This is a genomic window from Nonomuraea spiralis, from assembly GCF_014648435.1.
GTDB lineage: Bacteria > Actinomycetota > Actinomycetes > Streptosporangiales > Streptosporangiaceae > Nonomuraea > Nonomuraea spiralis.
Map to the genome: position 1 here is coordinate 176,185 of NZ_BMRC01000011.1, position 24,955 is coordinate 201,139.

At 72.1% G+C, this 24,955-nt stretch carries 28 protein-coding genes; 12 read left to right on the forward strand and 16 right to left on the reverse strand.

What is annotated here, in order from left to right:
- The first annotated feature begins 18 nt into the window (after positions 1-18).
- The 5 genes from IEZ27_RS27225 (at position 19) to IEZ27_RS27245 (ending at position 2,596) form a co-directional block, all read left to right on the forward strand.
- Positions 19-654: a winged helix-turn-helix transcriptional regulator gene (locus IEZ27_RS27225; RefSeq protein ID WP_189649840.1), complete on the forward strand. Its 636-nt coding sequence runs from the start codon at positions 19-21 to the stop codon at positions 652-654.
- A gap of 46 nt (positions 655-700) precedes the next feature.
- Entirely contained in the window at positions 701-1,201 is a 501-nt protein-coding gene (locus IEZ27_RS27230) for a pyridoxamine 5'-phosphate oxidase family protein (RefSeq protein ID WP_189649841.1), read from the forward strand.
- 67 nt (positions 1,202-1,268) lie between these two features.
- Positions 1,269-1,856 (forward strand): winged helix-turn-helix domain-containing protein, encoded by a 588-nt coding sequence (locus IEZ27_RS27235; RefSeq protein ID WP_189649842.1) that lies wholly within the window; start codon positions 1,269-1,271, stop codon positions 1,854-1,856.
- A gap of 10 nt (positions 1,857-1,866) precedes the next feature.
- Positions 1,867-2,070 carry a hypothetical protein gene (locus IEZ27_RS27240; RefSeq protein ID WP_125632214.1) on the forward strand — a complete coding sequence of 68 codons (204 nt, stop codon included), beginning with the start codon at positions 1,867-1,869 and terminating at the stop codon, positions 2,068-2,070.
- A gap of 148 nt (positions 2,071-2,218) precedes the next feature.
- Positions 2,219-2,596 carry a hypothetical protein gene (locus IEZ27_RS27245; protein WP_189649843.1) on the forward strand — a complete coding sequence of 126 codons (378 nt, stop codon included), beginning with the start codon at positions 2,219-2,221 and terminating at the stop codon, positions 2,594-2,596.
- A 71-nt stretch (positions 2,597-2,667) separates the two neighbouring features.
- Here IEZ27_RS27245 and IEZ27_RS27250 read toward each other — a convergent pair whose 3' ends face one another.
- Positions 2,668-4,023, reverse strand: a complete 1,356-nt coding sequence (locus IEZ27_RS27250; RefSeq protein WP_189649844.1) for a dipeptidase — start codon at positions 4,021-4,023, stop codon at positions 2,668-2,670.
- A 231-nt stretch (positions 4,024-4,254) separates the two neighbouring features.
- Between IEZ27_RS27250 and IEZ27_RS27255 the strand changes: the two genes are divergently transcribed.
- Together IEZ27_RS27255 and ald are read left to right on the forward strand one after the other, a co-directional pair.
- The gene (locus IEZ27_RS27255; protein ID WP_189649845.1) at positions 4,255-5,637 is read left to right on the forward strand and encodes an aspartate aminotransferase family protein; all 1,383 of its coding nucleotides are present in this window, start codon (positions 4,255-4,257) and stop codon (positions 5,635-5,637) included.
- 52 nt (positions 5,638-5,689) lie between these two features.
- Positions 5,690-6,799: an alanine dehydrogenase gene (ald, locus tag IEZ27_RS27260; protein WP_189649846.1), complete on the forward strand. Its 1,110-nt coding sequence runs from the start codon at positions 5,690-5,692 to the stop codon at positions 6,797-6,799.
- Positions 6,800-6,838: 39 nt separating this feature from the next.
- Here ald and IEZ27_RS27265 read toward each other — a convergent pair whose 3' ends face one another.
- The 6 genes from IEZ27_RS27265 to IEZ27_RS27290 form a co-directional block, all read right to left on the reverse strand.
- Positions 6,839-8,227 (reverse strand): tetratricopeptide repeat protein, encoded by a 1,389-nt coding sequence (locus IEZ27_RS27265; RefSeq protein WP_189649847.1) that lies wholly within the window; start codon positions 8,225-8,227, stop codon positions 6,839-6,841.
- Positions 8,228-8,283: 56 nt separating this feature from the next.
- Positions 8,284-9,162 (reverse strand): urease accessory protein UreH domain-containing protein, encoded by an 879-nt coding sequence (locus IEZ27_RS27270; protein ID WP_229824379.1) that lies wholly within the window; start codon positions 9,160-9,162, stop codon positions 8,284-8,286.
- Between the two features lie 156 nt (positions 9,163-9,318).
- Positions 9,319-9,555, reverse strand: a complete 237-nt coding sequence (locus IEZ27_RS27275; RefSeq protein WP_189649848.1) for an SHOCT domain-containing protein — start codon at positions 9,553-9,555, stop codon at positions 9,319-9,321.
- A 187-nt stretch (positions 9,556-9,742) separates the two neighbouring features.
- Positions 9,743-10,507 carry a class I SAM-dependent methyltransferase gene (locus IEZ27_RS27280; protein ID WP_189649849.1) on the reverse strand — a complete coding sequence of 255 codons (765 nt, stop codon included), beginning with the start codon at positions 10,505-10,507 and terminating at the stop codon, positions 9,743-9,745.
- Positions 10,508-10,566: 59 nt separating this feature from the next.
- Positions 10,567-11,040, reverse strand: coding sequence for a Clp protease N-terminal domain-containing protein (locus tag IEZ27_RS27285; RefSeq protein WP_229824380.1), 474 nt, complete (start codon positions 11,038-11,040; stop codon positions 10,567-10,569).
- Positions 11,037-11,240 (reverse strand): helix-turn-helix domain-containing protein, encoded by a 204-nt coding sequence (locus tag IEZ27_RS27290; protein ID WP_189649850.1) that lies wholly within the window; start codon positions 11,238-11,240, stop codon positions 11,037-11,039. Before IEZ27_RS27290 ends, IEZ27_RS27285 begins: the two co-directional genes overlap by 4 nt.
- A gap of 51 nt (positions 11,241-11,291) precedes the next feature.
- Between IEZ27_RS27290 and IEZ27_RS27295 the strand changes: the two genes are divergently transcribed.
- A complete protein-coding gene (locus IEZ27_RS27295; RefSeq protein ID WP_189649851.1) occupies positions 11,292-12,797 on the forward strand; it encodes an FAD-dependent oxidoreductase in 1,506 nt (501 codons plus the stop codon).
- On the opposite strand, the gene IEZ27_RS27300 is transcribed toward IEZ27_RS27295, so the two are convergent.
- Both IEZ27_RS27300 and IEZ27_RS27305 read right to left on the reverse strand, forming a co-directional pair.
- Entirely contained in the window at positions 12,778-13,425 is a 648-nt protein-coding gene (locus IEZ27_RS27300) for a response regulator transcription factor (RefSeq protein ID WP_125632192.1), read from the reverse strand. The genes IEZ27_RS27295 and IEZ27_RS27300 overlap by 20 nt on opposite strands.
- Complete coding sequence (locus IEZ27_RS27305) at positions 13,422-14,531, reverse strand: sensor histidine kinase (RefSeq protein WP_189649852.1); 1,110 nt, start codon at positions 14,529-14,531, stop codon at positions 13,422-13,424. Before IEZ27_RS27305 ends, IEZ27_RS27300 begins: the two co-directional genes overlap by 4 nt.
- A 104-nt stretch (positions 14,532-14,635) precedes the next feature.
- On the opposite strand from IEZ27_RS27305, the gene IEZ27_RS27310 reads away from it, so the two are divergent.
- Both IEZ27_RS27310 and IEZ27_RS27315 read left to right on the forward strand, forming a co-directional pair.
- Entirely contained in the window at positions 14,636-16,351 is a 1,716-nt protein-coding gene (locus tag IEZ27_RS27310; RefSeq protein ID WP_229824381.1) for a gamma-glutamyltransferase family protein, read from the forward strand.
- A gap of 239 nt (positions 16,352-16,590) precedes the next feature.
- Positions 16,591-17,304, forward strand: coding sequence for a glycoside hydrolase family 25 protein (locus IEZ27_RS27315; RefSeq protein WP_189649854.1), 714 nt, complete (start codon positions 16,591-16,593; stop codon positions 17,302-17,304).
- Between the two features lie 9 nt (positions 17,305-17,313).
- Here the strand turns inward: IEZ27_RS27315 and IEZ27_RS27320 are convergent, their stop codons facing one another.
- The 3 genes from IEZ27_RS27320 to IEZ27_RS27330 form a co-directional block, all read right to left on the reverse strand.
- Complete coding sequence (locus IEZ27_RS27320) at positions 17,314-18,768, reverse strand: flavin-containing monooxygenase (RefSeq protein ID WP_189649855.1); 1,455 nt, start codon at positions 18,766-18,768, stop codon at positions 17,314-17,316.
- A complete protein-coding gene (locus IEZ27_RS27325; RefSeq protein ID WP_189649856.1) occupies positions 18,761-19,633 on the reverse strand; it encodes a metal-dependent hydrolase in 873 nt (290 codons plus the stop codon). The genes IEZ27_RS27320 and IEZ27_RS27325 overlap by 8 nt, the downstream gene beginning before the upstream one ends.
- A 153-nt stretch (positions 19,634-19,786) precedes the next feature.
- Positions 19,787-19,966, reverse strand: a complete 180-nt coding sequence (locus IEZ27_RS27330; protein ID WP_125632182.1) for a hypothetical protein — start codon at positions 19,964-19,966, stop codon at positions 19,787-19,789.
- A gap of 105 nt (positions 19,967-20,071) precedes the next feature.
- Between IEZ27_RS27330 and IEZ27_RS27335 the strand changes: the two genes are divergently transcribed.
- Together IEZ27_RS27335 and IEZ27_RS27340 are read left to right on the forward strand one after the other, a co-directional pair.
- Positions 20,072-20,854: an SURF1 family protein gene (locus IEZ27_RS27335; RefSeq protein WP_189649857.1), complete on the forward strand. Its 783-nt coding sequence runs from the start codon at positions 20,072-20,074 to the stop codon at positions 20,852-20,854.
- A 2-nt stretch (positions 20,855-20,856) separates the two neighbouring features.
- On the forward strand, positions 20,857-21,168 hold the full coding sequence (locus tag IEZ27_RS27340; protein ID WP_189649858.1) for a DUF3817 domain-containing protein: 312 nt from the start codon (positions 20,857-20,859) through the stop codon (positions 21,166-21,168).
- A gap of 20 nt (positions 21,169-21,188) precedes the next feature.
- Here IEZ27_RS27340 and IEZ27_RS27345 read toward each other — a convergent pair whose 3' ends face one another.
- The 4 genes from IEZ27_RS27345 to IEZ27_RS27360 all read right to left on the reverse strand — a co-directional run bounded on the left by IEZ27_RS27345 (position 21,189) and on the right by IEZ27_RS27360 (position 24,883).
- Complete coding sequence (locus tag IEZ27_RS27345; RefSeq protein ID WP_189649859.1) at positions 21,189-21,380, reverse strand: hypothetical protein; 192 nt, start codon at positions 21,378-21,380, stop codon at positions 21,189-21,191.
- A 105-nt stretch (positions 21,381-21,485) separates the two neighbouring features.
- Positions 21,486-22,925, reverse strand: coding sequence for a glycosyltransferase family 39 protein (locus IEZ27_RS27350; RefSeq protein WP_189649860.1), 1,440 nt, complete (start codon positions 22,923-22,925; stop codon positions 21,486-21,488).
- Entirely contained in the window at positions 22,922-23,989 is a 1,068-nt protein-coding gene (locus IEZ27_RS27355; protein ID WP_189649861.1) for a protein kinase domain-containing protein, read from the reverse strand. Before IEZ27_RS27355 ends, IEZ27_RS27350 begins: the two co-directional genes overlap by 4 nt.
- Before the next feature lie 39 nt (positions 23,990-24,028).
- Positions 24,029-24,883 (reverse strand): arylamine N-acetyltransferase family protein, encoded by an 855-nt coding sequence (locus IEZ27_RS27360; protein ID WP_125632172.1) that lies wholly within the window; start codon positions 24,881-24,883, stop codon positions 24,029-24,031.
- Positions 24,884-24,955 lie beyond the last annotated feature (72 nt).

A 24,955-nucleotide genomic window follows, 5' to 3' on the forward strand; every position in this document is an offset into this window, starting at 1 on the left:
AACTACAAGGAGGCCCGGATGCGCACCTATGACGACCCGTGCGGGATCGCCAGGGCGCTCGACCACGTGGGCGAGCGGTGGGCGCTGCTGATCGTCCGTGAGCTGCTGCTCGGCCCCAAACGCTTCACCGACCTGCGCGCGGGCCTGCCGTCGGCCAGCCCCAACGTGTTGTCCCAGCGGCTGCGCGAGCTGGAGGAGTCGGGCGTGCTGCGCCGCCACCGGCTGCCGCCGCCGTACGCCAGCCAGGTCTACGAGCTGACCGAGCGCGGCCTGGAGCTGGAGCCCGCGGTGCTCGCGCTGGCCCGCTGGGGCAGCCGGATGCCGATGCCCTCGACCGGCTCCCTGAGCGTGGACGCCCTGGTGGTGGCCCTGCGGACCACGTTCGACGCCGAGGCGGCGCGCGGCTTCGAGGCCCGCGTCGAGCTGCGCGTCGGCCTCGACCGGTTCCTCGCCGAGGTGGCGGCCGGCGGGCTCACCCTCGTCAGGGGCGTCGCCGGCCGCGTGGACGCGGTGCTGGAGGCCGACGCCGACCGGCTGCGCGGCCTCGCCTTCATGGGCGCCGCCCTCGACGGTGAAGGAGTGCGCGTCGAAGGGGACCGCGAGGCCGTACGCCGCTTCCTGACCCTGTTCCCGCGTCCGGCGATGAGTTCCTGATCCCGGGCAGGTCTGTCCTGGGAGACAACCGGAAAAGGGAGCGACCATGGAACCGACAGGCGAGCTCGACCACCGCTTCAGCGCGGACGGCGCCACGCCCACGACCTGGAACGAGGCCCGTGACCAGCTCGAACGCGCCGAGACGTACTGGCTGAGCACCGTACGGGCCGACGGCCGCCCGCACGTCACACCCCTGCTGGCGGTCTGGCTGGACGACGCGCCGCACTTCACCACGGGCACCGACGAGCAGAAGGCCAGGAACCTGGCCGCCGGCCCGCGCTGCGCGCTCACCACCGGCGCGAGCGCCCTGCACGAGGGCCTCGACGTCGTGGTCGAAGGCACGGCCGAGCGGGTCGCCGACCCGGCCGGGCTCAAGCGCCTGGCCGCGGCGTGGGAGGCCAAGTACGGCCCCGAATGGCACTTCGACCTCGGCGACGGCGTCTTCCTCAACCGCGGGGGCGGCGCCGCCCTGGTCTTCAGGGTCGTCCCCGCCAAGATCCTGGCCTTCCGCAAGGGCGACTACGCGCAGACCCGCTGGCGCTTCTGAGAAGGTCCGCAACTTTTATTGCACAATTTTCCTTGCGCAATTTTTGTTGCGCATCTACCGTGGCGGTATGGCACGGCACGAGAAACAGCGCATCCGGGACGTCGGCACGCTCAAGGCGCTGGCGCACCCGCTGCGCATGCGGCTCTACCGGGCGCTCACCGTGGCCGGCACCGCCACGGCCTCGCAACTGGCCGACCAGGTGGACGAGGCGGTCTCCCTGGTCAGCTACCACCTGCGGAAACTGGCCGAGCACGACCTCATCGAGGAGGCCGGCACCGGCCGGGGCGACGCCCGCGAGCGCTGGTGGCAACCGTCGGCGGACAGCATCTCGACCAGGAGCTCCGACTTCCGTGACACCCCTGAGGGCGACGCGGTCCACCGGGCGATGTCACGCCTGCACAGCCGCCAGCTCGCCGAGATGTACGACGGCTACCTCGACACGCAGGCGGCCTGGGCCGAGCCCTGGCGCGACTCGGCCTTCAGCTCCGAGAGCCTGCTGTCGCTGACCGCCGAAGAGCTGCGCGCCCTGGGCGTGGAGCTCGGCGAGGTCGTCGAGAAGTGGAAGGCCCGCGGCAAGGCGGCCCGCGAGGCGGGAGACACCGAGGGCCGCGAGAACACCGCCGTGCACACGTACGGATTCCCGTTCAGGACGTGAGGAGCGCAGGATGTATCCCGACTCATACCTATTGGTGGAACGGGTTCGCGCACAGGAACTGCGGGCCGCCGCCCAGGCCCACGGCCGGGCCCGGCGGGGGACGGCCGCCGCCACATGGGAGCTGCGGCTGGGCTGGGCGCTGGTGGAGGCCGGGTTGCGCCTGGTGTGCCGCGGCACGTACGAAGGGCCGCGCCTGGCGGACCGGCACGCCTGACCCGCCGCGCGGGGGGCAGCCGTCGAGGTCGAGCTGGCCTCCCGGCACTGCTCGGCCGTCTCCCGGCGGGGCTCAACAGATCCTCAACAAACCCTCAACGCCCCCGGACGCACGATGTGCGCATCAGTCGATCTCTGAGAGGGGCGGCATGCGGCACACGATCAGGACACTCGCGGTCCTCGCGGCGGCCGGGACGATCGCCGGCACCGTGGCCATGACCGGACCGGCCGAGGCGGCCGAGGCCGCCACCGCGGGCTCGTGCCCGCCGATCTCGGTCGCCAACGTGGACCCGGGCTACGGGGTCATGAAGGGAAGGTTCAACCTCAAGGTCGGACCGTACGCAGGGCGCAGGTGCGCGATCGTCACCTCGGTCGGCAGGGGCACGGTGCTCTACTTCCACTGCTGGACGAAGAACAGGTACGGCACCCTCTGGGTCTTCGCCCGCGTGAAGGGCACCGGGACGACGGGCTGGATGTCCATCGACAACTTCAGCTACTACGACACGCCCCTCGTCCGCTGCCCCTGAACGCCGAAACGCCCCTGAACGCCGAAACGCCCCGGACGGCGGGGGGCCGTCCGGGGCGTGGGTGAAGCGGGTCAGACGCCGAGCGCCGAAGGCCCGCCCAGCTCGTGCAGGAACAGCGCCTCGGCGGTGGCCACGCGGCGCAGCTCCTCCAGGTCGAGCCGCTCGTTGGGGGCGTGGATGGCGGCGTCCTCGTCCTCGGCGCCGAACAGCAGGATCTCGGCCGCCGGGTACTGCTTGAGCAGCGTGTTCACCAGCGGGATCGAGCCGCCCGCGCCCACGTCGCGCGGCGGGCGGCCGAACGCCCGCTCCATCGCCCGGTTGAGCGCGGCCCGCGCCTTGCCGCCCGAGTCGGCCTGGAAGCCGGACCCGACGGTGAAGTCGCCGAACGACACCTGCACGCCCCACGGCGCCACCTGGCGCAGGAACTCCACCACGGCGTTGACCGTGGTCTTCGGGTCGCCGGACGGAGGCACGCGGACGGTCACCCGGGCCCGCGCCACGGGCTGGACCGCGTTCACGGCGCCCGACACGGTCGGCACGTCGAGGCCCGTCACGGTGATCGCGTACGACGCCCACAGCCGGTCGGCCAGCGAGCCGGACCCGACCAGCGAGACGCCGTCCGCCACGCCGGCGGTCTTCCTGAACTCCTCCTCCGACGGGCCCTGGCCGAGGAAGCTGCCGCGCGGCAGGCCGGGCACGCGGATGTCGCCGTTCTCGTCGTGCAGCGCGGTCAGCATGCGCATCAGGGCGGCCAGCGCGTCGGGAGCGGCGCCGCCGAACGAGCCGCTGTGGACGGCCTCGCGCAGCGTGCGCACCTCGATGGTGAAGGCCGCCATGCCGCGCAGCGACGTCGTGACCGCCGGGTCGCCGACGCGCGGGTTGCCGCTGTCGGCCACCACGATCGCGTCGGCGCGCAGCAGTTCGGGGTTGCGCTCGACGAAGGACTCCAGGCGCTCGCCCGCGTACTCCTCCTGGCCCTCGATGATGACCTTGATGCCCACGGGGAAGCGGCCCTGGAAGGTGCGCAGGGCGGCGATGTGGGAGATGACGCCCGACTTGTCGTCCGCGCAACCGCGGCCGAACAGCTTGCCGTCGATCAGGGTGGGCTCGAACGGCGGCGTGCGCCACGCGGCCAGGTCCCCGGCGGGCTGCACGTCGTAGTGCGCGTACAGCAGGACCGTCGGCGCTCCGGGCGGGGCGGGCGCCTCGCCGTAGATCGCGGGGAAGCTGCCTTCGACGGCGACCTGCTGGACGTGCGGCAGGCCCACCGAGCGTACGAGCTCCTCCACCACCGCGGCGGCGGCGTAGACCGGCTCCTCCGGGTGGCCGGGAAAGGCCACGGAGGGAATGGCGGCGAGCCGCTTGAGCTCCTCGATGGCCTGGGGCATCGCGGCGGCGACTGCGCTCTCGATCTGGTCAGGAGTCACGGGACGGTCCCCCGGGGGTCGTTCTCGACAGTTTGGTCTCATTGGATCACAGAAGGTTCCGCAGTACGGAAACAGGCATGACCCGCGCGATAATCTACCTGCGGATTTCGTTGCTGTTACACAACGCTTCTGCGGATCTCGATTTTCTTGCATAGTGCTGCGACCGATTCGCTTGGCAAACCGCAGGTGAACATGCAAACTGTGGGGAGTTCGACACGAGGGAAGATAACCATGACGCAGCCGGAAAACGACGTCCTGAAGGCCGCGCAGGACAACCTGTGGTTGCACTTCACGAGGCACAGCGCCTACCAGGAGAACGAGATCCCGACCATCGTGCGCGGTGAGGGCTCTTATATCTACGACATCCACGGCAAGCGTTACCTCGACGGTCTGGCCGGGCTGTTCGTGGTCCAGGTCGGGCACGGCCGTGGCGAGCTGGCCGAGGCCGCCGCCAAGCAGGCCCAGGAGCTGGCCTTCTTCCCGCTGTGGTCGTACGCCCACCCCAAGGCGGCCGAGCTGGCCGCCCGCCTGGCCGAGCAGGCGCCGGGCGAGCTGAACCGGGTCTTCTTCACCACCGGCGGCGGCGAGGCCGTCGAGACCGCGTGGAAGCTGGCCAAGCAGTACTACAAGCTCGTCGGCAAGCCGCTCAAGCACAAGGTCATCAGCCGCCAGATCGCCTACCACGGCACCCCGCAGGGCGCCCTGTCGATCACCGGCATCCCGGCGTTCAAGCAGATGTTCGAGCCCCTCGTTCCCGGCTCGGTACGCGTTCCGAACACCAATTACTACCGCGCCGACGAAATCAGTGGCGTCCCCGGCATGTCGCCGGAGGAATACGGCATCTGGGCGGCCGACCGCGTGGCCCGCGCCATCGAGATGGAAGGCCCCGACACCGTGGCCGCCGTCTTCGCCGAGCCCGTCCAGAACGCCGGCGGCTGCTTCCCGCCGCCCCCCGGCTACTTCCAGCGCCTGCGCGAGATCTGCGACGAGTACGACGTGCTGCTCGTCTCCGACGAGGTCATCTGCGCCTTCGGCCGCCTCGGCACGATGTTCGGCGGCCAGAAGTTCGACTACGTGCCCGACATCATCACCTGCGCCAAGGGCCTGACCAGCGGCTACTCGCCCATCGGGGCCATGATCGCGCACGAGCGGCTGTTCGAGCCGTTCAAGCAGGGCGACACCATGTTCGCCCACGGTTACACCTTCGGCGGCCACCCCGTGTCCGCCGCCGTGGCCCTCGCCAACCTCGACATCTTCGAGCGCGAGGACCTCCTCGGCCACGTCACCAGGAACGAGCCCCTCTTCCAGGCCGCCCTCGACGACCTGCGCGACCTGCCGATCGTCGGCGACGTGCGCGGCTCGGGCTACTTCTGGGGCATCGAGCTGGTCAAGGACAAGGCCACCAAGGAGACGTTCAACGCTGAGGAGTCCGAGCGGTTGCTGCGCGGATTCCTGTCCAAGGCGCTGTACGACGCCGGACTCTACTGCCGGGCGGACGACCGCGGTGACCCCGTGATCCAGCTCGCGCCCCCGCTGATCGCGGGGCCCAAGGAGTTCGACGAGATCGGATCCATCCTTCGCGGTGTGCTCACGGAAGCGTGGGCGCGCCTGTGACACCCTCCATATCCGGCACGACGATGTGCCGGTCTCCGAAAGGATCCCAGTGATGAAGATCGGCGTCCCTGCCGAGGTCAAGAACCACGAATACCGCGTGGCGGTCACCCCCGCCGGTGTTCACGAGCTGGTCCGCGACGGTCACGACGTCGCCGTCCAGCGGGGTGCCGGCCTCGGCTCACACATCACGGACGAGGAGTACCTCGCGGCGGGCGCGAAGATCCTCGACAGCGCCGACGCCGTGTGGGGTCAGGCCGACATGGTCCTCAAGGTGAAGGAGCCCATCGCCGAGGAGTACCACCGCCTGCGCGAGGGCCTGGTGCTCTTCACCTACCTGCACCTGGCCGCCTCCCGCCCCTGCACCGACGCGCTGCTCGCCGCCGGGACGACCGCCATCGCGTACGAGACCGTGCAGGTGGGCAACACGCTGCCGCTGCTCGCCCCGATGTCGGAGGTCGCCGGCCGGCTCGCGCCGCAGGTGGGCGCCTACAACCTCATGCGCTTCAACGGCGGCCGCGGCGTCCTGCCCGGCGGGGTGCCCGGCGTGGCCCCGGCCAAGGTGGTCGTCATCGGCGGCGGCGTCTCCGGTCTGAACGCCGCCCAGATCGCCGTCGGCATGGGCGCCGACGTCACCGTGCTCGACACCAACATCGACCGGCTGCGGCACATCGACGCCATCTACCAGGGCCGGCTCAAGACCCTCGTGTCCACCTCGTACGCCATCGAGCGCGAGGTGCTGGGGGCCGACCTGGTCATCGGCGCGGTGCTGATCCCCGGCGCCAAGGCTCCCACGCTGGTCTCCAACGACCTGGTCTCGCGGATGAAGCCAGGCTCGGTGCTCGTGGACATCGCCATCGACCAGGGTGGCTGCTTCGAGGACTCGCGGCCGACCACGCACGCCGAGCCGACGTACAAGGTGCACGAATCGATCTTCTACTGCGTGGCGAACATGCCGGGCTCGGTGGCCAACACCTCGACCTACGCGCTGACCAACGCCACCCTTCCGTACGCGGTCAAGCTGGCCAAGCTGGGCTGGCGCGAGGCGCTGAAGGCGGACCCGGCGCTCGCGCTCGGTCTCAACACCCATGACGGCCTGCTCACCAACGAGCCGGTCGCCGAGGCGCTCGGGCTGGCCTGCACGCCGGTCGCCGACGTTCTCTGAGTGTCCTGAGGGGGTGCGGTCCGGGCGGGCCGCGCCCCCTCAGCGTATTCCCAGGCGGCGGCGCAGGTCGCGGGCGGTGGCGAGGACGTGCTCGATCTCGCCCGTGCCCGGCCAGGGCGCGCTGCCGGGACGCAGCAGCGTGCCGCGCACTGACGCCAGGTGCTCGATCGCGCTGCGGTGCACGCCGCTCCGCTCCACCAGCCAGCCGATCACGTCGGAGTGGTCGTGCAGCGGCCTGGTCACCAGGTCCCAGGTGCCCAGGATCTCCGTCAGGTCCGGCACGGACAGCGGCACGCCGCCCCTGCGGCCCGTGGCCGACGCCGCCAGCTCGGCGCGGGCGGCCAGCTCGGGCTCGGCCGTACGGGCCCACGCCGGGGGCGGCGGGTCGGCCAGCCACTCCTCCGCCTCGCCCAGCTCGCCGGCCACCGTCAGCAGCCCGCCCAGCTCGACCGCCGCGCCGTGGTGGCCGGCCCGCGCCGCCTGGCGGAACCAGTGGCGGCCGCCGGCCAGGTCGCCGAACTCGGCGATCAGCAGCAGACCGTAGTTGAAGGCCGACTCGGCGTCGCCACCGCCCGCCGCCCTGCCGAACCAGTGGCTGGCCGCCGGGGTGTCGCCGAGCTCCACGCAGACGAACCCGGCCATGCGCTGGTCCTCCAGCCGTCCGGCGGCGGCGGCCCGCTCGTACCAGGCGCGGGCCGTACGCAGGTCGCCGCGGGACAGGGCGATGGCGCCGAGGCGGGAAGCGGCGCCGGGGTGCTCGTTCTTGGCGGCCAGCCGGTAGTAGGCCTCGGCGCCCTCGGGGTCGCGGCTGGCGTGCAGGTAGAGGCCCATGCAGTGGGCCGAGTCGGCGTGGCCGCCCCTGGCCGCGTACTCCCACCAGCGCACGGTCTCCTCGTCCTCGCCCGCGGAGTAGGCCAGGAAGCCGAGGTCGTGGGCCGAGGCCATGTCGCCGTCGTCGGCCGCCCTGCGGTGCCACTCGCGGGCCACGCCGGTCTCGCCGTAGTCCTCGCACAGCAGCGCGAGGCGGCGTGCCGCGGTACGGGAGCCGGCCAGGGCCGAACGCTCGAACCAGGCTCTCGCGGCCCCGGCGTCGCCGCGCTGCTCCAGCAGGAGCGTGGCCAGGTTGGCGGCGGCCTCGGCGTCGCCGGTGGCCGCGGCCGTCTCGTACCAGATGACCGCCTCTTCCAGGCTGCCGTGTTTCTCGTGCCAGACGCCCAGGTTGTAGGCGCTGTCGACGTTGCCGCCCCCGGCCGCGAGCTCCCACCAGAGCCGGGCCGCCGCCCGGTCGCCGCGCTGGGCGTAGAGCTTGCCGAGCCGGTGGGCCGCCTGGGCGTCGCCCGCCCGCGCGGCGGCCGTCAACTCGGGCTCGTCCCCCACCCGTGGCGCCGGAACGGCCGGCGCCGCCACCTCTCCCTGCCACCAGGCCATGGCGACAGCGTGGCACGTGATCGCGCGATCGCGAACCGTAATCGCCGACAACGCCGCTAGGAGAACCTGATGAACCCGGAATACATGCCCATCCCGCACACGTAGCGCAGCGAACCGGGGCGGTGCGGCGGCAGCCGTACGGTGGCGGGCAGGGCCACGTCGCGCCCGTCGATGGTGACGGTGCTCGTGCAGCCCTGATCGACCCGCTTGAAGATGATCTCGACCGGTACGTTCGCGCGGGCGGACACGGTGGCGGGCCGGTAGCCGTCGCGGGTGGCGTAGACCGTGACGGTCCTGGCGGCCGGCCCCGCCGCGGCCGGGGTGGCCCCCGGCGTCCAGCCGCCCAGGTTGAGCCCGGCCACGACGGTCCAGAGTCCGGCGGCGATCGCGAGGACCCCGGCGAGCCTGGCCAGCCTGGTACGGGAGACGCGGCGCAGCACGTACCCGAGCAGCGCGAACGCCGGCGCCGTACCGAGCACGAACCCCGCCATGGCCGCCGCGCCCGACAGCGGTGAGCCGCTGGAGACGGCGAGCATCTCCATGCCGAGCGTCACCCCGCAGGGCACCAGGATCGTGGCCGCGCCCAGCAGCGGCGCCCGGTAGCCGGCGGGCCGGGCGGGCTCGCCGCAGGCGTGGCTCCCGCCGCGCAGGAGCCGGACGGCGAACCCGATCACCGCGCAGCCGGCCGCGATCAGGAGCAGGGCCCGCGCCCGCGGCGGCAGGCTGACAGCCGAGCCGAGCAGCCCGAGCAGCGTCCCGGCCAGCGTGTACGACGCCAGCCGGCCGCCCAGGAACCACGCCACCTGTACGGGGTCGCGCCCGTCGTGCCGCCCGACCAGGCCCATGAGCAGCCCGCCCTGGGCGGCCGTGCACGAGGCGGTGCCCGCGACCAGCCCGGCTGCCACGCCCCCGGCGAACAGGGTGACGGCCTCCACGCTCAGCGGACGGGCGCCGGGCGGCCGGCCGCGCGCCGGTCGCGGGATCTGACGATGGAGCGCATGGCCGTCCCCACTTTCTTGGAAGCTTTTGTGGGAAACGTAACGCGGTGAGCTGGATGCGGCCAGTGACAGTTGTTGTACCGTTAGTGATGTTTAGGTGGTTGCGCCCTTGAGCACGGACATCTTCTCGAACAGCTCGTCGTCGCTCATCTCGCCGCGGGCGTACCGCTCGGCGAGGATCCGCTCGGCCGACGCCGTGGGACTGTGCGGCGCGATCGCCGGCCGGCGCCCCCACCACCCCTTGCGCCGGGCCGTGACGGCGAGCGCGACGAGCGCGACCCAGAACAGTCCCCAGAAGACCGGGATGACCGGCCAGAAACCCATGTGCATGACTTTCCTCCTTCGTCCTGCCTCCAGGGTCCGCCTTCCCGGCCCGGGGCGAATCGGCCGACGGGATCCGGCCGGCGTGCGCCCGGGGGAGTGCTCGGGCGGCCCTGGCGTACGCCCGCGGCGGTAGCGCGCCGGTGTGTCTCGTCGTCCGCAGGACGGGGGCGGTCTCCGCGCAGTGGGCCCGCGATCACGCCGCAGGCTTCGGCGGACGCCTGGCCTCGATGAGGAACCTGGACGAATGGGCGACGAACGGCCCCTCGGCCTCGATGAGTCCGTGCAGTTCGCGCAGCTTGTCGTCGTAGCGCCGCACCGAGAAGCCCGGCACGATCCAGATCACCTTGCGCAGGAAGTAGATCACCGCGCCGATGTCGCGGAACTCCATCCGCAGCCGCTCGGCCCGCAGGTCGATGACGTCAAGACCGGCGGACCGGGCCGCCGCCTCGGCGTCGCGCGGGTCGCGGGCCGAGCCGTCCTGCGGGCCCATGAAGAACTCGGTCAGCTCGAACACGCTGCGCGGGCCGACCTGCTGGGAGAAGTACGTGCCACCGGGCCGCAGCACGCGGGCGATCTCGTCCCACCAGGTCACCACCGGATGGCGGCTGACCACCAGGTCGAAGACGCCGTCGCGGAACGGCAGACGCGGCTCCTCGTCGTCGGCCACCACCCGGGCGCCACGCGGGCGCAGCCGGGAGGCGGCCAGCGCGAGGTTGGGCGGCCACGACTCGGTCGCCACGGTGACGGGCGGGAGCTCGGGCAGGCCGGCCAGGATCTCGCCGCCGCCGGTCTGGACGTCGAGCGCCGCCTCGGCCGCCGCCATCCGCCCGGCCAGCAGGCGGGAGTAGCCCCACGAGGGTCGTTCCTCGGTGGCCCGGCCCTCCAGCCAGGAGAAGTCCCAGCCGTCGACCGAGACGGTGTCGGCCTCTTCGACCAGGTCATCGTATGTACGCCGCATCCTCCGACCCTGACAGCGACCCCGCCGCGGCTTCAACCGGATTTCCCGCGTGCCGCGCGTCAGGCGATGCGGGCGCGTACGGCCGCGCGGTCCACGCCGAGGTGGTCGATCAGGTGGGCCACCGGGTCGTGGCCGTCCTGGTCCAGGAGGGCGAGCAGCAGGTGCCGGGGCACCTGCGGTCTCGTTCTCGTACGGGTGGCCCGGATGGCGGTGTTGACCACGGTGCGGGCGCTCGACGTCAGGGCGGTGCCGGAGATCGGCGGGTGCCTCCGGGGCGTCGCGCGCGGGGCCTCGCCGAGGTCCAGGCCGATCGAGCGCAGCGCCACCCGGTCGAGCTCGTCGAGCGCGGCGCGCGCCGTGGCCAGGTCGACGCCCAGCGCCCGCGCCGGCTCCGAGCCGGGGGCGTGCAGCAGGCCGAGCAGCAGGTGCTCGGTGCCGAGCCGCCGGTCGCCGCGCTGCCTGGCCTCGTCGAGTGCCGCGCTGACGACGGCCGCGAACGGACTCTTCTCCTTGCCGAACATGGCGATCCTCACTTTCCGTATCTGGCGTGCACGGACTGCCGTGACATTCCGAGCGCGTCGCCGATCTGCTCCCAGGTCCAGCCCTGCTCCCTGGCCAGCGCCACCGACTCCGCCTCCACCTGCTCGGCCAGCCGGTGCAGCGCGCCCACCGCCCGCAGGCCGAGGGCGGGGTCGTTCGACCTGATGCGTTGAGACAGCTCTTCCACGTCCACGTTGTCAGGCTAGATTGACAGGATGGATTTTGTCAATCTAGCCTGACAGGCATGGACGACGTGATGATCGTGGGAGCGGGCCCGGTAGGGCTCATGCTCGCGGGCGAGCTGGCGCTGGCCGGATTACGCCCCATCGTGCTGGAGAAACGCCCCGAACCGAGTGAGCTGCCCAAGGCCAACGGGCTCGGCGGCCAGATCGTCGAGCTGCTCGACCACCGGGGCCTGCTCGAACGCCTCTCCGAGGGCAGCGGCTTCGCGGGCCGCCCGCCGGGCTTCCCGTTCGGGGAGGTGCCGCTGCGGTTCGCCGGGCACGACGACATGCCGCTGCGGCTGCTGCTGATCCAGCAGCCCCGGCTCGAACGGCTGCTGGCCGAACGGGCCGAACAGCTCGGCGCCGAGATCAGGCGGGGCTGCGAGGTCACCGGGCTGGCCCAGGACGCGGAGGGCGTCACGCTGGAGCTGTCCACCGGCCGGACCCGGGCCCGGTACGCGGTGGGCTGCGACGGCGGGCACAGCACCGTACGCGCCCTGGCGGGCATCGGCTTCCCCGGCACCACCGACGACGAGGTGCTGCGGCTCGGCCACTTCGCCGGGGACGCGCCGGGCCCGTTCGAGGACCTGCCGGTCCAGGGCCTGCGACCGGGCTGGAACCGCACCCCCACCGGCCGCCTGCTGCTCACCTCGCTCCAGCCCGGCGTGCTCATCGCGGGCGTACGCGAGCGCGGCGCCCCGCCCGACGGCCCGGTGACGATGGAGGACTTCCGGGCGGCCGTGCGCCGGGTGATCGGCGCCGACCTGCCGCTGGGGGAGCCGATCTGGTTGTCGAGCACGGTCGCGCAGGCCAGGCTCGCCGAGCGCTACCGGGCCGGCCGGGTGTTCCTGGCCGGGGACGCGGCCCACCTGTTCCCCGCGGGCGGGTCGGCGCTCAACGTCGGCATGACGGAGGCCGCCAACCTGGCCTGGAAGCTGGCCGCCGTGTTGCGCGGACGGGTGCCTGCCGGGCTGCTGGACACGTACGAGGGGGAACGCCGTCCGGTGGCCGGGCGGGCGCTCGCGCAGACGCGCGCCCAGGTGGCGCTGGAACGGGCGCCCGGCGAGGACGGCGCGGCCCTGCGCGCCCTGCTGGGCGAGTTGTTCGCCTACGAGCAGCCGCTGCGCCACCTCGCCGCGCTCCTGCACGGCTCCGACACCCGCTACCCGCCCGAGGGGGAGCGGGCGCATCCGCTCACCGGCCGGTTCGTCCCCGACCTGCGGCTGAGCACTGTCGGAGGGGAACGGCGGGTGGCCGAGCTGATGCGGGCCGGGCGGCCGGTGCTGCTCGACCTGCGCGACGGGCCCGGCGAGGCCCTGCCCGGCCCGCACGACGGGATCGGCCCGGACCTGCCCGGTGGCGGCTGGATCGACGTGGTCCGGGCGCGGTGCGCCGAGCCGCCCGCCGACGTGCTGCTGATCCGCCCCGACGGGTACGTGGCCTGGGCCGGGACCGACGGCCTGGCCGAGGCCGCGCGGGAGTGGTTCGGGACGGAACCGCTCGGCGTCAGAGCCACCCCGGCCTGACCAGGCCCGACTCGTAGGCGATGACCACGAGCTGGGCGCGGTCGCGGGCGTGCAGCTTCATCATCGCCCGGCTGACGTGGGTCTTGGCGGTGGCCGGCGACATGAACAGCTTGGCGGCGATCTCGTCGTTGGTCATGCCGGTGCCGACCAGGGAGAGCACTTCGCGTTCGCGGTCGGTGAGCTGGTCGAGGCCCTGGGTGGAGACCGGCTCCTTGGCGCGCGAGGCGTACTCGGCGATCAGCCGCCGGGTCACGCTCGGCGACAGCAGCGCCTCGCCCGCCGCCACGACCCGTACGGCCTGGATGAGCTCGGCCGGCTCGGTGTCCTTGACCAGGAAGCCGGAGGCGCCGCCGCGCAGGGCCTCGAAGACGTACTCGTCCAGCTCGAACGTGGTCAGGATGATGATGTGCGGGCCCGGCGGCATCCGGCGGGTGGCGGTCAGGCCGTCGGTGCCCGGCATCCGGATGTCCATCAGCACGACGTCCGGCGCGTGCTCGCCGGCCAGGCGCACCGCCTCCGCGCCGTCGGACGCCTCGGCCACCACGGTCATGTCGGGCTGGGCGTCCAGCAGCGCCTTGAAGCCCGCGCGGACCAGCGCCTGGTCGTCGGCCAGCAGAACCTTGATCATGATGAGGTCTCCTCGGGTAGGGGCAGACGGGCCTCGACCTGGAAGCCGTCGCCCGACGGGCCCGCGACGAGCGTGCCGCCCAGGGCGGAGGCGCGCTCGCGCATGCCGGGGATGCCGTTGCCGCTGCCCTCCTCCGACAACACGGCGGGTCTCGTCGCGCCGGTGTCGGCGACCACGAGGAGCAGCTCCTCGGCGCCGTACTCCAGGCGCACCGACACCCGCGAGCCGGGCGCGTGGCGGGCGGCGTTGGTGAGCGACTCCTGCACGATCCGGTACGCCGCCCGCTCCATCTGCGGCGGCAGCGGCCGCGAGCCGACCCGCTTGAGCGAGACCTCCATGCCGGAACGTTCGACGAGGTCGTCGAGCCGGTCGAGCCCGGCCGTCGGGGAGCGCGGCGCGCCCTCGCGCAGCACGTTGAGCACCGAGCGCATCTCGCCGAGCACCTCCTTGGAGGCCGTCTTGATCGTGGCCAGAGCCGAACGGGCCTGCTCGGGATTGGCGTCGATGAGGTGCAGCGCGGTGCTGGCCTGCACGTGGATGAGCGAGATGTTGTGCGCCAGCACGTCGTGCAGCTCCTGGGCCATGGTCAGGCGTTCCTCGCTGGCCTGGCGCCTGGCCTCCTCCTCGGCGACGCGCTCGTGCTCGGCCCGGCGTTCCCTGACGATCCTGACCAGCTCGGCCACGACCATGAACAGCAGGATGAACGCCAGGATCGACAGGCTGTGGAACAGGCCGCGGTTGCCCACCCACCAGACGTAGCTGAGGAGCGAGGTCACCGTCATGGTCGCCATCGTCCAGGCCATCAGCCGCCGGCCGTCCGTGACCAGGAGGAACAGCAGGATGCCCGGACTGAAGAAGGCGGGGCCGTAGGCGTAGCCGCCGATGAGGAACAGGTCCATCGCGGCGAGCGCGACGGCGACCGTCAGCAGCGGGAACCGCCGGCGGAAGAGGATGGCGAGCGGCCCGAGCAGCAGCAACGCGTACGCGTAGGGATCGAGCGGCTCTCTCAGCAGACGTTGCCCCCACGTCGCGCCCTGGGCGATCACCAATTGGGCGACCGCCACGATCAGGGCGAGATAGGGGTCGAAACCGGACTTCCTGCGCACGCCACCACGCTAGGCCACCGGCGGAGCGCAGGACATCACCCCCTTGTGTGAGGGGGCCCTACCACGACGGGCGTAGCTGGGTCATGGTGGACACCATGCGCCGTGTGATCTATTCCGCAGCAGCAGTCCTCATCTCCCTCCTGCCCGCCGCGCCCGCGTCGGCCGACCCCCAGCAGAAGAACCCCGTCGCCGAGGGGTACGGCGGCGCCGTCGCCACCGTCGACCTCGACGCCAGCAAGGCCGCGATCTCCGTGCTGAAACGGGGTGGCAACGCCGTGGACGCGGCCGTCGCCGCCGGAGCCGTGCTCGGGGTCACCGAGCCGTACTCCGCCGGGCTGACCGGCGGCGGCTTCATGGTGTTGTACGACGCCAAGCAGCGCCGGGTCTTCACCATCGACGGTCGCGAGACCGCCCCGCGCGCCATGAACTCCACCAGTTTCGAGGGCATCCCGTTCGACGAGGGCGTCACCAGCGGCCTGTCGGCGGGCGTGCCCGGCACGCTGGCCCACTGGGACCTGGCCCTGCGCCGGTTCGGCACCCTCTCGCTCGGCCAGGCCCTCCAGCCCGCCATCGACGTGGCCTCACGCGGCTTCGTCGTGGACCAGACCTTCTACGACCAGACCGCCGCGAACGTCGCCCGCTTCAAGGACATCACCTCGACGGCCGCCCTCTACCTCCCGAACGGCGCGCCGCCGCCCGTCGGCTCGGTGTTCAGGAACCCCGAGCTGGCGAACACGTACCGGGAACTGGCCAGGCGCGGCCCCGGCTGGCTGTACGGCGGCCGGCTGGGCAAGGAGATCGTGGCCACCGTGAAGAAGCCGCCGGTCACCCCCGGCAGCACCCGCAACGTCAGGCCCGGCCTGATGGAGCTGTCCGACCTGCGGGCCTACCGCGCCCTCCTGCGCGAACCCACCAAGGTCTCCTACAACGGCATGGACGTGTACGGCATGGCCCCGCCGTCGTCGGGCGGCTCGACCGTCGGCGAGGCGCTCAACATCCTCGAAGCCCTGCCCAAGGTGGGCGTGCACGAGTACCTGGAGGCCTCCAGGCTGGCCTTCGCCGACCGCAACGCCTACGTCGGCGACCTGCCCGGCGTGCCGCTGCGCGAGCTGCTGTCCGACGGGTTCGCCAAGGAACGGGCCTGCCTGATCGGCGACAGGGCCCTGACCAGCCCGGTCGCCCCCGGGAACCCCGACGGCCGGTACGGCCCCTGCGCCACTCCGACCGGCACCGCGACCCCGATCGCCGACGAGGGACCGGAGACCACGCACCTGGTCGTCGCCGACCGGTGGGGCAACGTGGTCGCCTACAACCTCACCATCGAGTCGACCGGCGGCAACGGCATCGTGGTCCCGGGCCGCGGCGTGCTGCTCAACAACGAGCTGACCGACTTCACGTTCGGCCCCGCGCCCGGCGACCCCAACCTGCCCGGCCCCGGCAAGCGGCCGCGCTCGTCGATGGCGCCCACGCTGGTGTTCGACCACGGCAGGCCGGTGCTGGCCGCGGGCTCGCCGGGCGGCTCCACGATCATCACCACCGTGCTGCAGATCCTGGTCAACCGGTACGAGCTCGGCATGAGCCTGCCCGACGCGCTCGCCGCCCCCCGGGCCACGCAGCGCAACACCGCCCAGACGCAGGCCGAGCAGGCGTTCCTCGACAAGTACCGGACCGAGCTGGAGGCCAAGGGGCACAGTCTCGTGCTGAACCCCGAGATCGGCGCCGCCACGGCCCTGGAGTTCCGCGGCCGTGACCTCGTCCAGGCCGTCGCCGAGCCCGTACGCCGGGGCGGCGGCAGCGCCCTGGTCGTCCAGCCCCGCTGAGCCCGTACGGCGGCGGCCCCGGCGGGCCGCCGCCCCTGGCGGGTGTGACCGGAGTCATGGCTTGACTCCGGCATGAGGGAATGTTTGCCCAGGTCACGGGGTTGTAACGGGCATCGCGACGGTTTTGTGCGCCGTGCCGCCGGGTGGATCCCGGCCGCACCTCTTCCAGCCTCCGTCGCTTCGAGCGAAATCCCGGACAACACCCGCGGGCCGCCTTCGCGCGCCCTCAGGAGGAATCTGTGCAGCCGAACGTCAAGAAGCTCCTCGCGGGCGCCCTGCTGGCCGCCACCGCCGCCGCTCCCGCCCTCGGCCTGGCATCCACCGCCACCCCCGCCCAGGCGTCCACCGCCGTCCAAGCCACCGTCCACGCCGACGGCCTCACCTACGGCCAGGACGTCTCCCATTACCAGCCGGACCACGACTGGGCCGCGAGCGGCGCCGCGTTCGGCATCGTCAAGGCCACCGAGGGCGCCACCCGCGTGGACGCCTCCTTCGCCCGCCACTGGGCCGACCTGGGCGCGAAGGGCAAGGTGCGGGGCGCCTACCACTACGGGCACCCCTCCAACGACCCGATCGCCGAGGCCGACCACTTCCTGTCCGCGGTGAACCGGCAGCCGGCCGCGAAGGGCGACCTGCTCGCGCTCGACCTGGAGACCACCGACGGCCGGTCCGTGACCGAGGTCAACGCCTGGGCCAAGACGTGGCTGGCGCACGTCCAGGCCAAGACCGGCATCACGCCGCTGTTCTACAGCGGCTGGAACTTCGCCGACGAGTACGGCCGCGGCCTCCAGCAGTACCCGCTGTGGGTGGCCCGCTACGGCGTGGGCCCCGGCTCGGTGACCGCCCCCGCCGACTGGAAGAGCTGGACCATCCACCAGTACGCCGACGCGCCGGTGGACCAGAACGTCTCCGCCCTCACCGCCGCCCAGCTCAGGGCGCTCGGCCGCAGGTGACCCGCGCCCTCAGTGGATGAGCTCGTACGCCCCGGCCCGCACCTTGCGTGTGCGGGCCCAGTACTCGAAGGTGAAGCCCGGCCAGATCGTCCGGTTCACTCCGTGTTCGTCCAGGTACCAGGAACGGCAGCCGCCGGCGTTCCAGACGAGCGGGTCCAGGCGTGCGTGCAGCCGCCGGTTGAAGGCGTCCTGGGCGCCCTTCCTGACGTCCAGGGCCCTGGCCCCGGTCCTGGAGAGCAGGCGCAGGCACTCGATGACGTAGCGCACCTGCGACTCGATCATGAAGACGACCGAGTTGTGCCCGAGGCCGGTGTTGGGGCCGAGCAGGAAGAACAGGTTCGGGAAGCCGGCGGTCGTGATGCCGTAGTACGTCTCGATGCCGTCCTGCCAGGCGTCCTGGATCTTCAGGCCGTTCCGGCCGGTGATGCGCTGGTCCTGGAGGGCGTCCACGACCTTGAAGCCGGTGCCGTGGACGATGACGTCCACCTCGTGCTCGCGGCCGGTCGCGTCCACGATCGAGCGGGGCCTGATCTCGGTGATCGCGTCGGTGACCAGGGTGACGTTCGGCCTGGTCAGGGCCGGATAGTAGTCGCTGGAGATGAGCACCCGCTTGCAGCCGATCGTGTAGCCGGGGGTCAGTCTGCGGCGCAGGGCGGGGTCGGGCACCTGGGACTCCAGGTGCTTGACCGCCATGAGCTCGTGCGCCTTCATCAGGCGCGGGTGGACCGCGAAGCCGAGCGCCCGGGTCTCCAGCGCCCAGTAGACGCCGTCGCGCAGGGTCCTGGCCAGGCCCGGCAGACGCAGGATGCGCCGGGCGGCGGGGGAGAATGCGACGTCGGGCTTGGGGTGGATCCACGGGGGCGTGCGCTGGAAGACGGTGAGCTCGCGTACCCGGGGGGCGATCTGGGGGACGAACTGGACGGCGGAGGCGCCGGTGCCGATGACGGCGACGCGCTTGCCGGTCAGGTCGACCGAGTGGTCCCATTCGGCGGAGTGGAAGGAGGGGCCGGCGAAGGACTCCCTCCCCAAAATTTCTGGAAATTTCGGGATATGGAGGGCGCCGATGCCCGAGACGACCGCGTTCGTCCGCAAGGTTGCGCCGTCGTCCGTCGTGACCGTCCAATCCCGTCGGTCGTCGTCGTACTCCAGGGCTGTGACGTGCTTGTTGTAGCGGATGTGGGGGGTAATGCCGTACTTGTACGCGCAGGTACGCATGTAGTCCCAGATCTCCGCCTGCGGGGCGAACATCCGCGACCATCCGGGATTCAGCTCGTACGAGTAGGAGTACATGGGCGACGGCACGTCGCACGCGCAGCCGGGGTAGGTGTTGTCCCGCCACGTGCCCCCGAGGTCGGCGGCCTTCTCCAGGATCACGAAGTCGTGGTAGCCGGCCTCCTTGAGCTTGATCGCCATGCCGATCCCGGCGAAGCCGGTGCCGATGATCACCAATCCTGGCTCAGCCACTGAACCTCCTGTATTCGGCGTGGGCGGGCGAGACGGCGATGTAGTCCAGCGCCTGGCGCAGGTCGCCCTCCTGGCTCGGGTGGAAGCCCGGCCGCAGGTAGCGCGGCGCGGCCAGGGCCAGGCCGCGCAGTGTGGGCACGCGGCCCTGCGCGGAGCGGTGGAGGAAGTGCGTCCACTTGGGGGTGATGCGTCCGGCGACGAGCGGATCGTTGGCCATGAGGAAGCGGGAGCCTCGGTGGAGCAGCCACACGAGCAGCGGCCCGGCCAGCGCCATCGTCCGCACGCGGCGGGCGTAGCCGCCGTCGAGGTGGGTGAACAGGTCGAACGCCACGTCACGGTGCTCGACCTCCTCCGCGCCGTGCCAGCGCAACAGGTCCATCATCACCGGGTCGGCCCCGGCCTCGTCCAGCGGGCGGGCGTCGAGGATCCACTGGCCGAGCACGGCCGTGTAGTGCTCGATCGCGGCGATCATCGCCAGCCGTTCCCTGAGCCAGCCCGTCCTGGCCGCCGGGGGCGCCGTCCCGTCGCCGAGCAGGCGCTCGAACAGCCACTCGACGTTCTCCACGTACGGCGCCGGGTCGAGGCCCTGCTCCTTCATGTGGTCGAGGACCCGCTGGTGCGCGACCGCGTGTGTGCCCTCCTGCCCCATGAATCCCTTGACCCGCTCTTTGAGCCCTTCGTCCGTGACGAGGGGGAGCGCCTGCTTGAACACGTGCACGAACCAGCGTTCGCCGGCGGGGAGCAGCAGGTGCAGCGCGTTGATGACGTGCGTGCTGGTGGGGTCGCCGGGCACCCAGTGCAGCGGCGTGTTCTCCCAGGAGAAACGCACCCGGCGCGGCCTGATGTCCGGAAACTTATTGGACATGAAGTCCAATGTAGTCAGCCTGTCGCCGCCGGTCCAGGGCTGGTGGCGTATGAGGAGCATCACACCGACCGGCCGGTATGTCGGGGATGTGCGGAAACGGCAAAGACCCGCCACGGCGTCGGGGCGGGTGAGAGGTCGGTGTGCGGTTGTGTGCTAGCGGAGCAGCAGGAAGGCGGCCACGCCGATGATCACGATCACCACGGCCACCGCGAGGATCGGCAGCAGCGGCGACTTCTTGGGGGTCGCCTCCGCCTCCGCCTCCTGCTCACGGCGCTGAGCGAAGGCGCGGAACTGCTGGGTGTTGCCCGCCGGGTCGATATGCTGGTCAGACATGGCCAGCAGCCTAGCGTGATGACATGGTCCAATTGCACCCTTTGCCGCTATCTATTGGCATGGGCTGATGAGGGGACCACTCCACCCGGCGGATAGCTTTGAGCCATGCTCCGGACCCTGTTCTCGCCCCGCGTCGTGGGGCTGCACCTGCTGACGATCGGGGTCCTTGTCGCGTTCATCCTGCTCGGCCGCTGGCAGCTCGGCGTCTTCCAGGATTCCGGCAGGCCGCACGCCGCCGTCGATCCGGCTCCCGTGGGGGTCGCCACGCTCGCCCCGGTGGGCGGGCAGATGCCGGGCGAGGCCGTCGGCCGCAGGGTCTCGGCGGAGGGCACGTACGAGGCCGCGCGCCAGCTCCTGGTCGCCGACCGGCGGCCCGACGTCGACGCCCCGGGCGGCAACGTCTCCCGCGACCAGGGCTACTGGGTGCTCACCCCGCTGCGGCTCGACGACGGCACGCTGATGCCGGTCGTACGCGGCTGGGCGGCGAAGGCGGACGATCCGGGCGTCACGGCGGTGCCGCAGGGCCGGGTCGCCGTGGCCGGACGGCTACGCGGCCAGCAGGGCACCGACAGCGTCCAGCGGCGCGTGGACGGGCTGCCCGCCGGTCAGGTGCAGACCGTGTCCAGCGGCGAGCTGATCAACCTGTGGACCGGCCAGAAGCTGCGTACCGGCTTCATGGTGGCGCAGCCGCCGTCGGGCTCGCTCCAGCAGGTGAAGATCCGGCCGCCGGAGGTCGGTGGCACGCTGACCTGGCGTAATCTGGCTTATGCCGCAAACTGGTGGATCTTCGCTGGATTCGCCGTCTTCATGTGGTTCCACTTCGTACGCGATGCCGTACGGACTGATCGGGACCGCGACAAGTCCCCCGAAATGGTTCTGGAAGGTTAACGGTGGAATCGGCTCTCAAGCCCTTCCGGGTGCTCGCCTACGTGGTCGGCGTCATGCTGCTCATCCTGTGCGTCGCGATGGTCCTGCGCTACGGCTTCGGCGCCGCGGAGATGTCGAAGATCATCGCCCCCATCCACGGCGGCCTCTACATGATCTACCTCATCACCGTCATGAACCTGGGCATGAAGGCGCGCTGGAGCTGGCCGTACATGCTCGGGGTCATGCTCGGCGGCACGGTCCCGTTCCTGTCGTTCTACGTGGAGCGCAGGGTGCACGGCCGGGTGCGCTCGGAGCTGAGCGCGGCGGGGGCCTGAGACCCCCGCCGCGATGCGGCTCAGCTTCCGATGCCGCGCCTGCGGGCCCGCTTGAGCCGCTCGCGCTGCGACGGGTCGAGCATGAGGTAGCCGACCACCGGGGCCGCGACCACGCCGAGGACCACCAGCAGGGTGATCCAGCCCGGCAAGAAGATCAGCGAGAGCAGAACCGCGGCGCCTGCGCCGATGGCGTACTTCTGAACTGGCGACATCCCTGGCTTCCTCCGAACGCGGAGCACGCGCCCCGCCTCTTCCACATTCTGCGTCGCCTGTCCAACGACTGAAGCCGCGCCCCGGGTTCCATGACGCGATGTATCTCAATTGTTGCGGGTCCAGAGGCTTAGGTGGATCGAGCCGTACGTGCGGGTCTGTCCGGGTGTGAGCGTTCGCTGGAGGGTGCGGTAGCGCTCGTCGTCGGCGTACTTCGTCCCTATCCGCGGGGAGATGAGCCAGACCCGGTCCACGCCCTTCAGGGCGGCGTCCAGCTCGGCGGCCGTCCGCGGGCCGGGCGCGCCGGGCACGCGGGTGAGGTCCGTCAGCCGCTCGTACGGGCCGCCGTACACCGCCACGAACAGCCGGAAACGGCCCGGCACGAACAGCACCCGGTCGCCGGGACGCTCCTCGGCGGCCAGCGTGGCGGCCAGCGTGCGCAGGTCGTCGGGGCGGGAGGCGGGCTGCCTCAGCGCCACCTGCGCGGGCAGCACGAGCGCCGCGAACAGGGCCAGGACGACGACCGGCACCGCCCGCCGGGGCAGCGCGGCCAGGCCGATCCCGGCGAGCAGCGCGAGCAGCGGGACCGCGAAGAGCACGTAACGCGGGTGGTAGACGGGCTGGACCTGCGAGATCGCGAACGAGAGCACCACCGGCAGCGCCGCCCACACCGCGACCGCCGGGGCCCGCCCGGCCCCCCACACGGCTGCGGCGAACAACACGACCGCGCCCGCCCCCGCGACCTCCCCCGGGAAGGCGGCCAGCTCGGCCCAGCCCGGCGGCTTGAGCCAGAACACCTGGGCGTCCTTCTGACCGGCCGCCAGGACCAGCAGCGGGACGAGCGCCGCACCGGCGGCGGCCACAGCGGCGAGCGAGCGGACCGCGCCGGACGGTCCGGGCCCGCTCGCCCCGGCGCGGGCCCGCAGGGTGCGGCGCAGGGCGGGCAGCCAGGCGGTGAGCAGGTGGGCGGGGATCAGGAGCAGGGCGTACAGGTGCAGCCAGCCGAGCAGGGCCACGCTCGCGCCGTAGGCCAGGCAGGCGGCCGTGGAGGGACGGTCCAGGAGCTTGACCAGCAACCACGTCGCCAGCACGGCCACGGCGCTGACCAGGGCGTACGAGCGGGCTTCCTGGGCGTACCGGGCGGCTATGGGGGTGAGGGCGTACAGGAGGCCGGCGTACAGGGCGGCACGGGTGCCGGCCAGGCGGCGGGCGAGGGCCGCGACCCCGTACGCGGCGGCCGCGAAGGCCAGCACCGACGGGAGGCGGACGATGATCTCCAGCGGTCCCGGCAGGGCGGCGAAGGGGCGCAGGAGCAGGTAGTAGAGGGCGTGCACGGCGTCGAGGTCGGCGAGGAACCGGCGCAGCTCGGCGAACGGCATACGCGCCACCAGCACGCTGACGGACTCGTCCCGCCACAGCGACGGCCCGGAGAGCCCCCACGACCCGACCGCCAGGGCGACGGCCACGGGCGCGGCCACCTCCCACCGGCCGTCCCGGCGCGCCGCCCCGGCACGTTCTGCGGCCGGCGCGGCGGGGACGGAGGTCATCGGCGGTGGCCCATGACGGCCCGGAGCTCGTGGCGGAGGACGTCGGGGGCCGGGCGGTCGGCGGGATCGCCCGACAGGAGGCGGAACAGGACGGGAGCCAGCGCTCCGGCCCGCGCCAGCGACGCCCCCGGCGCCGGCGGCACACCCTCCACGGCCGTGAAGAGGGTGGCCCCCAGGGACCACAGGTCGGCGGCCGGGCTCGCGACCCCCTCCGGAGCCGTGAACGCCGGTACGGTGCCCGACCGCAGCGGGGCGACCAGCGTGGCCCGCCCCTGGTCGGAGATCAGGATGCTGCCCGGCTGCACCGCCCCGTGGTGCCCCTCCCGGGCCTGGAGCTGGTCGAGCAGGGCGAGCCCGATCTCGGCCACCTCGGCGGGCGGGAGCGGTCCAAGGGTGCGGATGACCTGGTCGAGAGGCTGGTCGACGGCCAGTCTTTCGAGCGTCTCGCGTACCACCTCGACCGGCGGCGACCCGGCGGGATGCAACATGGCCCGGATCAGCGACCTGAGCGGGTCGGCGCCCTCGGCGGGCACCTGGCCGGGCGGGCGGCCCTCGACGGCGAAGTGCAGCGTGGCCGCCAGCGACCACAGGTCGGCCGAGGGCCGCATGCTGAGGCTCGGCACCCCGAACCCGGTGAGCACCGCCCTTCCCGTGCCGGTCAGCAGCACGTTCCCGGGGCTGACCTGCCCGTGGACGATCCCGGCCGCGTGCGCGACGGCCAACGCCGACAACACGCACACGCCCATCCTGGCCGCCTGGACGACGGGCAGCGGTTGCCGGGAGCGTACGGCCTGCTCCAGCGACATCCCCGAGACGAACTCCATGACCAGCCACGGCACCCGGTCCTCGACCAGCACGCCGATCACCCGGGCGATGGAGGCGTGCCGCAGCCCGGCGGCCCTGCGTGCCTCGTGCAGCGCGGACTCGCGCAGCTCGACGGGGATGCGCAGTTCCCTGACCACGACGTCGCGGTGCTCGATCTCGTCGAAGGCCAGGCGTACGGACCCCGCGCCCAGGGTGTTGAGCAGCCGGTAGCGCCCGGCGAGCTTCCTGGTCTCAGCCATGTCGAGTGCACGATAGCGCTCGGCCGTCCCGCGCGACCATCAGGTGGTCCGCCCGGTCAGCCAGGACTCGTGGGCGTCGTGCAGCCTGCTCCAGAGCCCCTCCTTGTCCTGCCTGCTCAGGTCGTCGAAGGTCAGCAGGAACACGTCGGCGAGCGCCGCGTAGTAGTCGCGCGCCGTGTCCAGGGTGACCGAGTGGGTGCCGTTGCCGAGGCGGGACAGGACGAGCCCGCGCAGGGAGTCCACGCCCGAGGCGTCCCGCCGTTGCACCACGGCGGTTCGTACGAACCCGGACGACGGTGACGTCGACAAATGAGTGTGCATATCAGCGAAGGCGGACATGTCTGTGGGGATCCGCTCGAAATCCATGCCCACGAACGAACCGCTCGGATCATGGTCGAACCGCCACCCACCAGGCGCGATCTCCGACGGGCGCAAGACGTACGTGAAGGGACCCTGCCGGTACGTGCCCGCGACCAGCGGCAGCGGCTCGTGCAGGCCGTCCCCGAGCCCGAGGTCGGCCAGCCACTCGCCGCCCGGGTTGCCGGCGGTCGGCAGGCCGCGCACGGTCAGCACCAGGTGGTTGCCGATGATGCCGGGTTCGCTTCCCGGGTTCTGGACGCCGCCGACGTGCCTGGTCACGTCGTAGCCGAGGCTTCTGACCAGCTCGGAGAAGGCGCCGTTCAGGTGGTAGCAGTAGCCGCCGCGGCCCCTGATGATGCGGTCGGCGGACTCGACGGGATCGAGGGACGTGGGCCGGTCCAGCCAGATCTCCAGCGCCTCGTAGGCGACCCTCTCGACGTGCGCGACGTGGAGCGCGCGCAGGCCCTCGGCGCTCGCGGGGGCGTCTATCAGGCGGGACAGGCCCAGACGGCTGAGATAGCCAGCGGTGTTCACCGGGCAAGTCTGCACCAGATGTGCACAAATTATGGAGTGTCGTCTGCACGGCGCACTTCTAGTCTTTCGTAC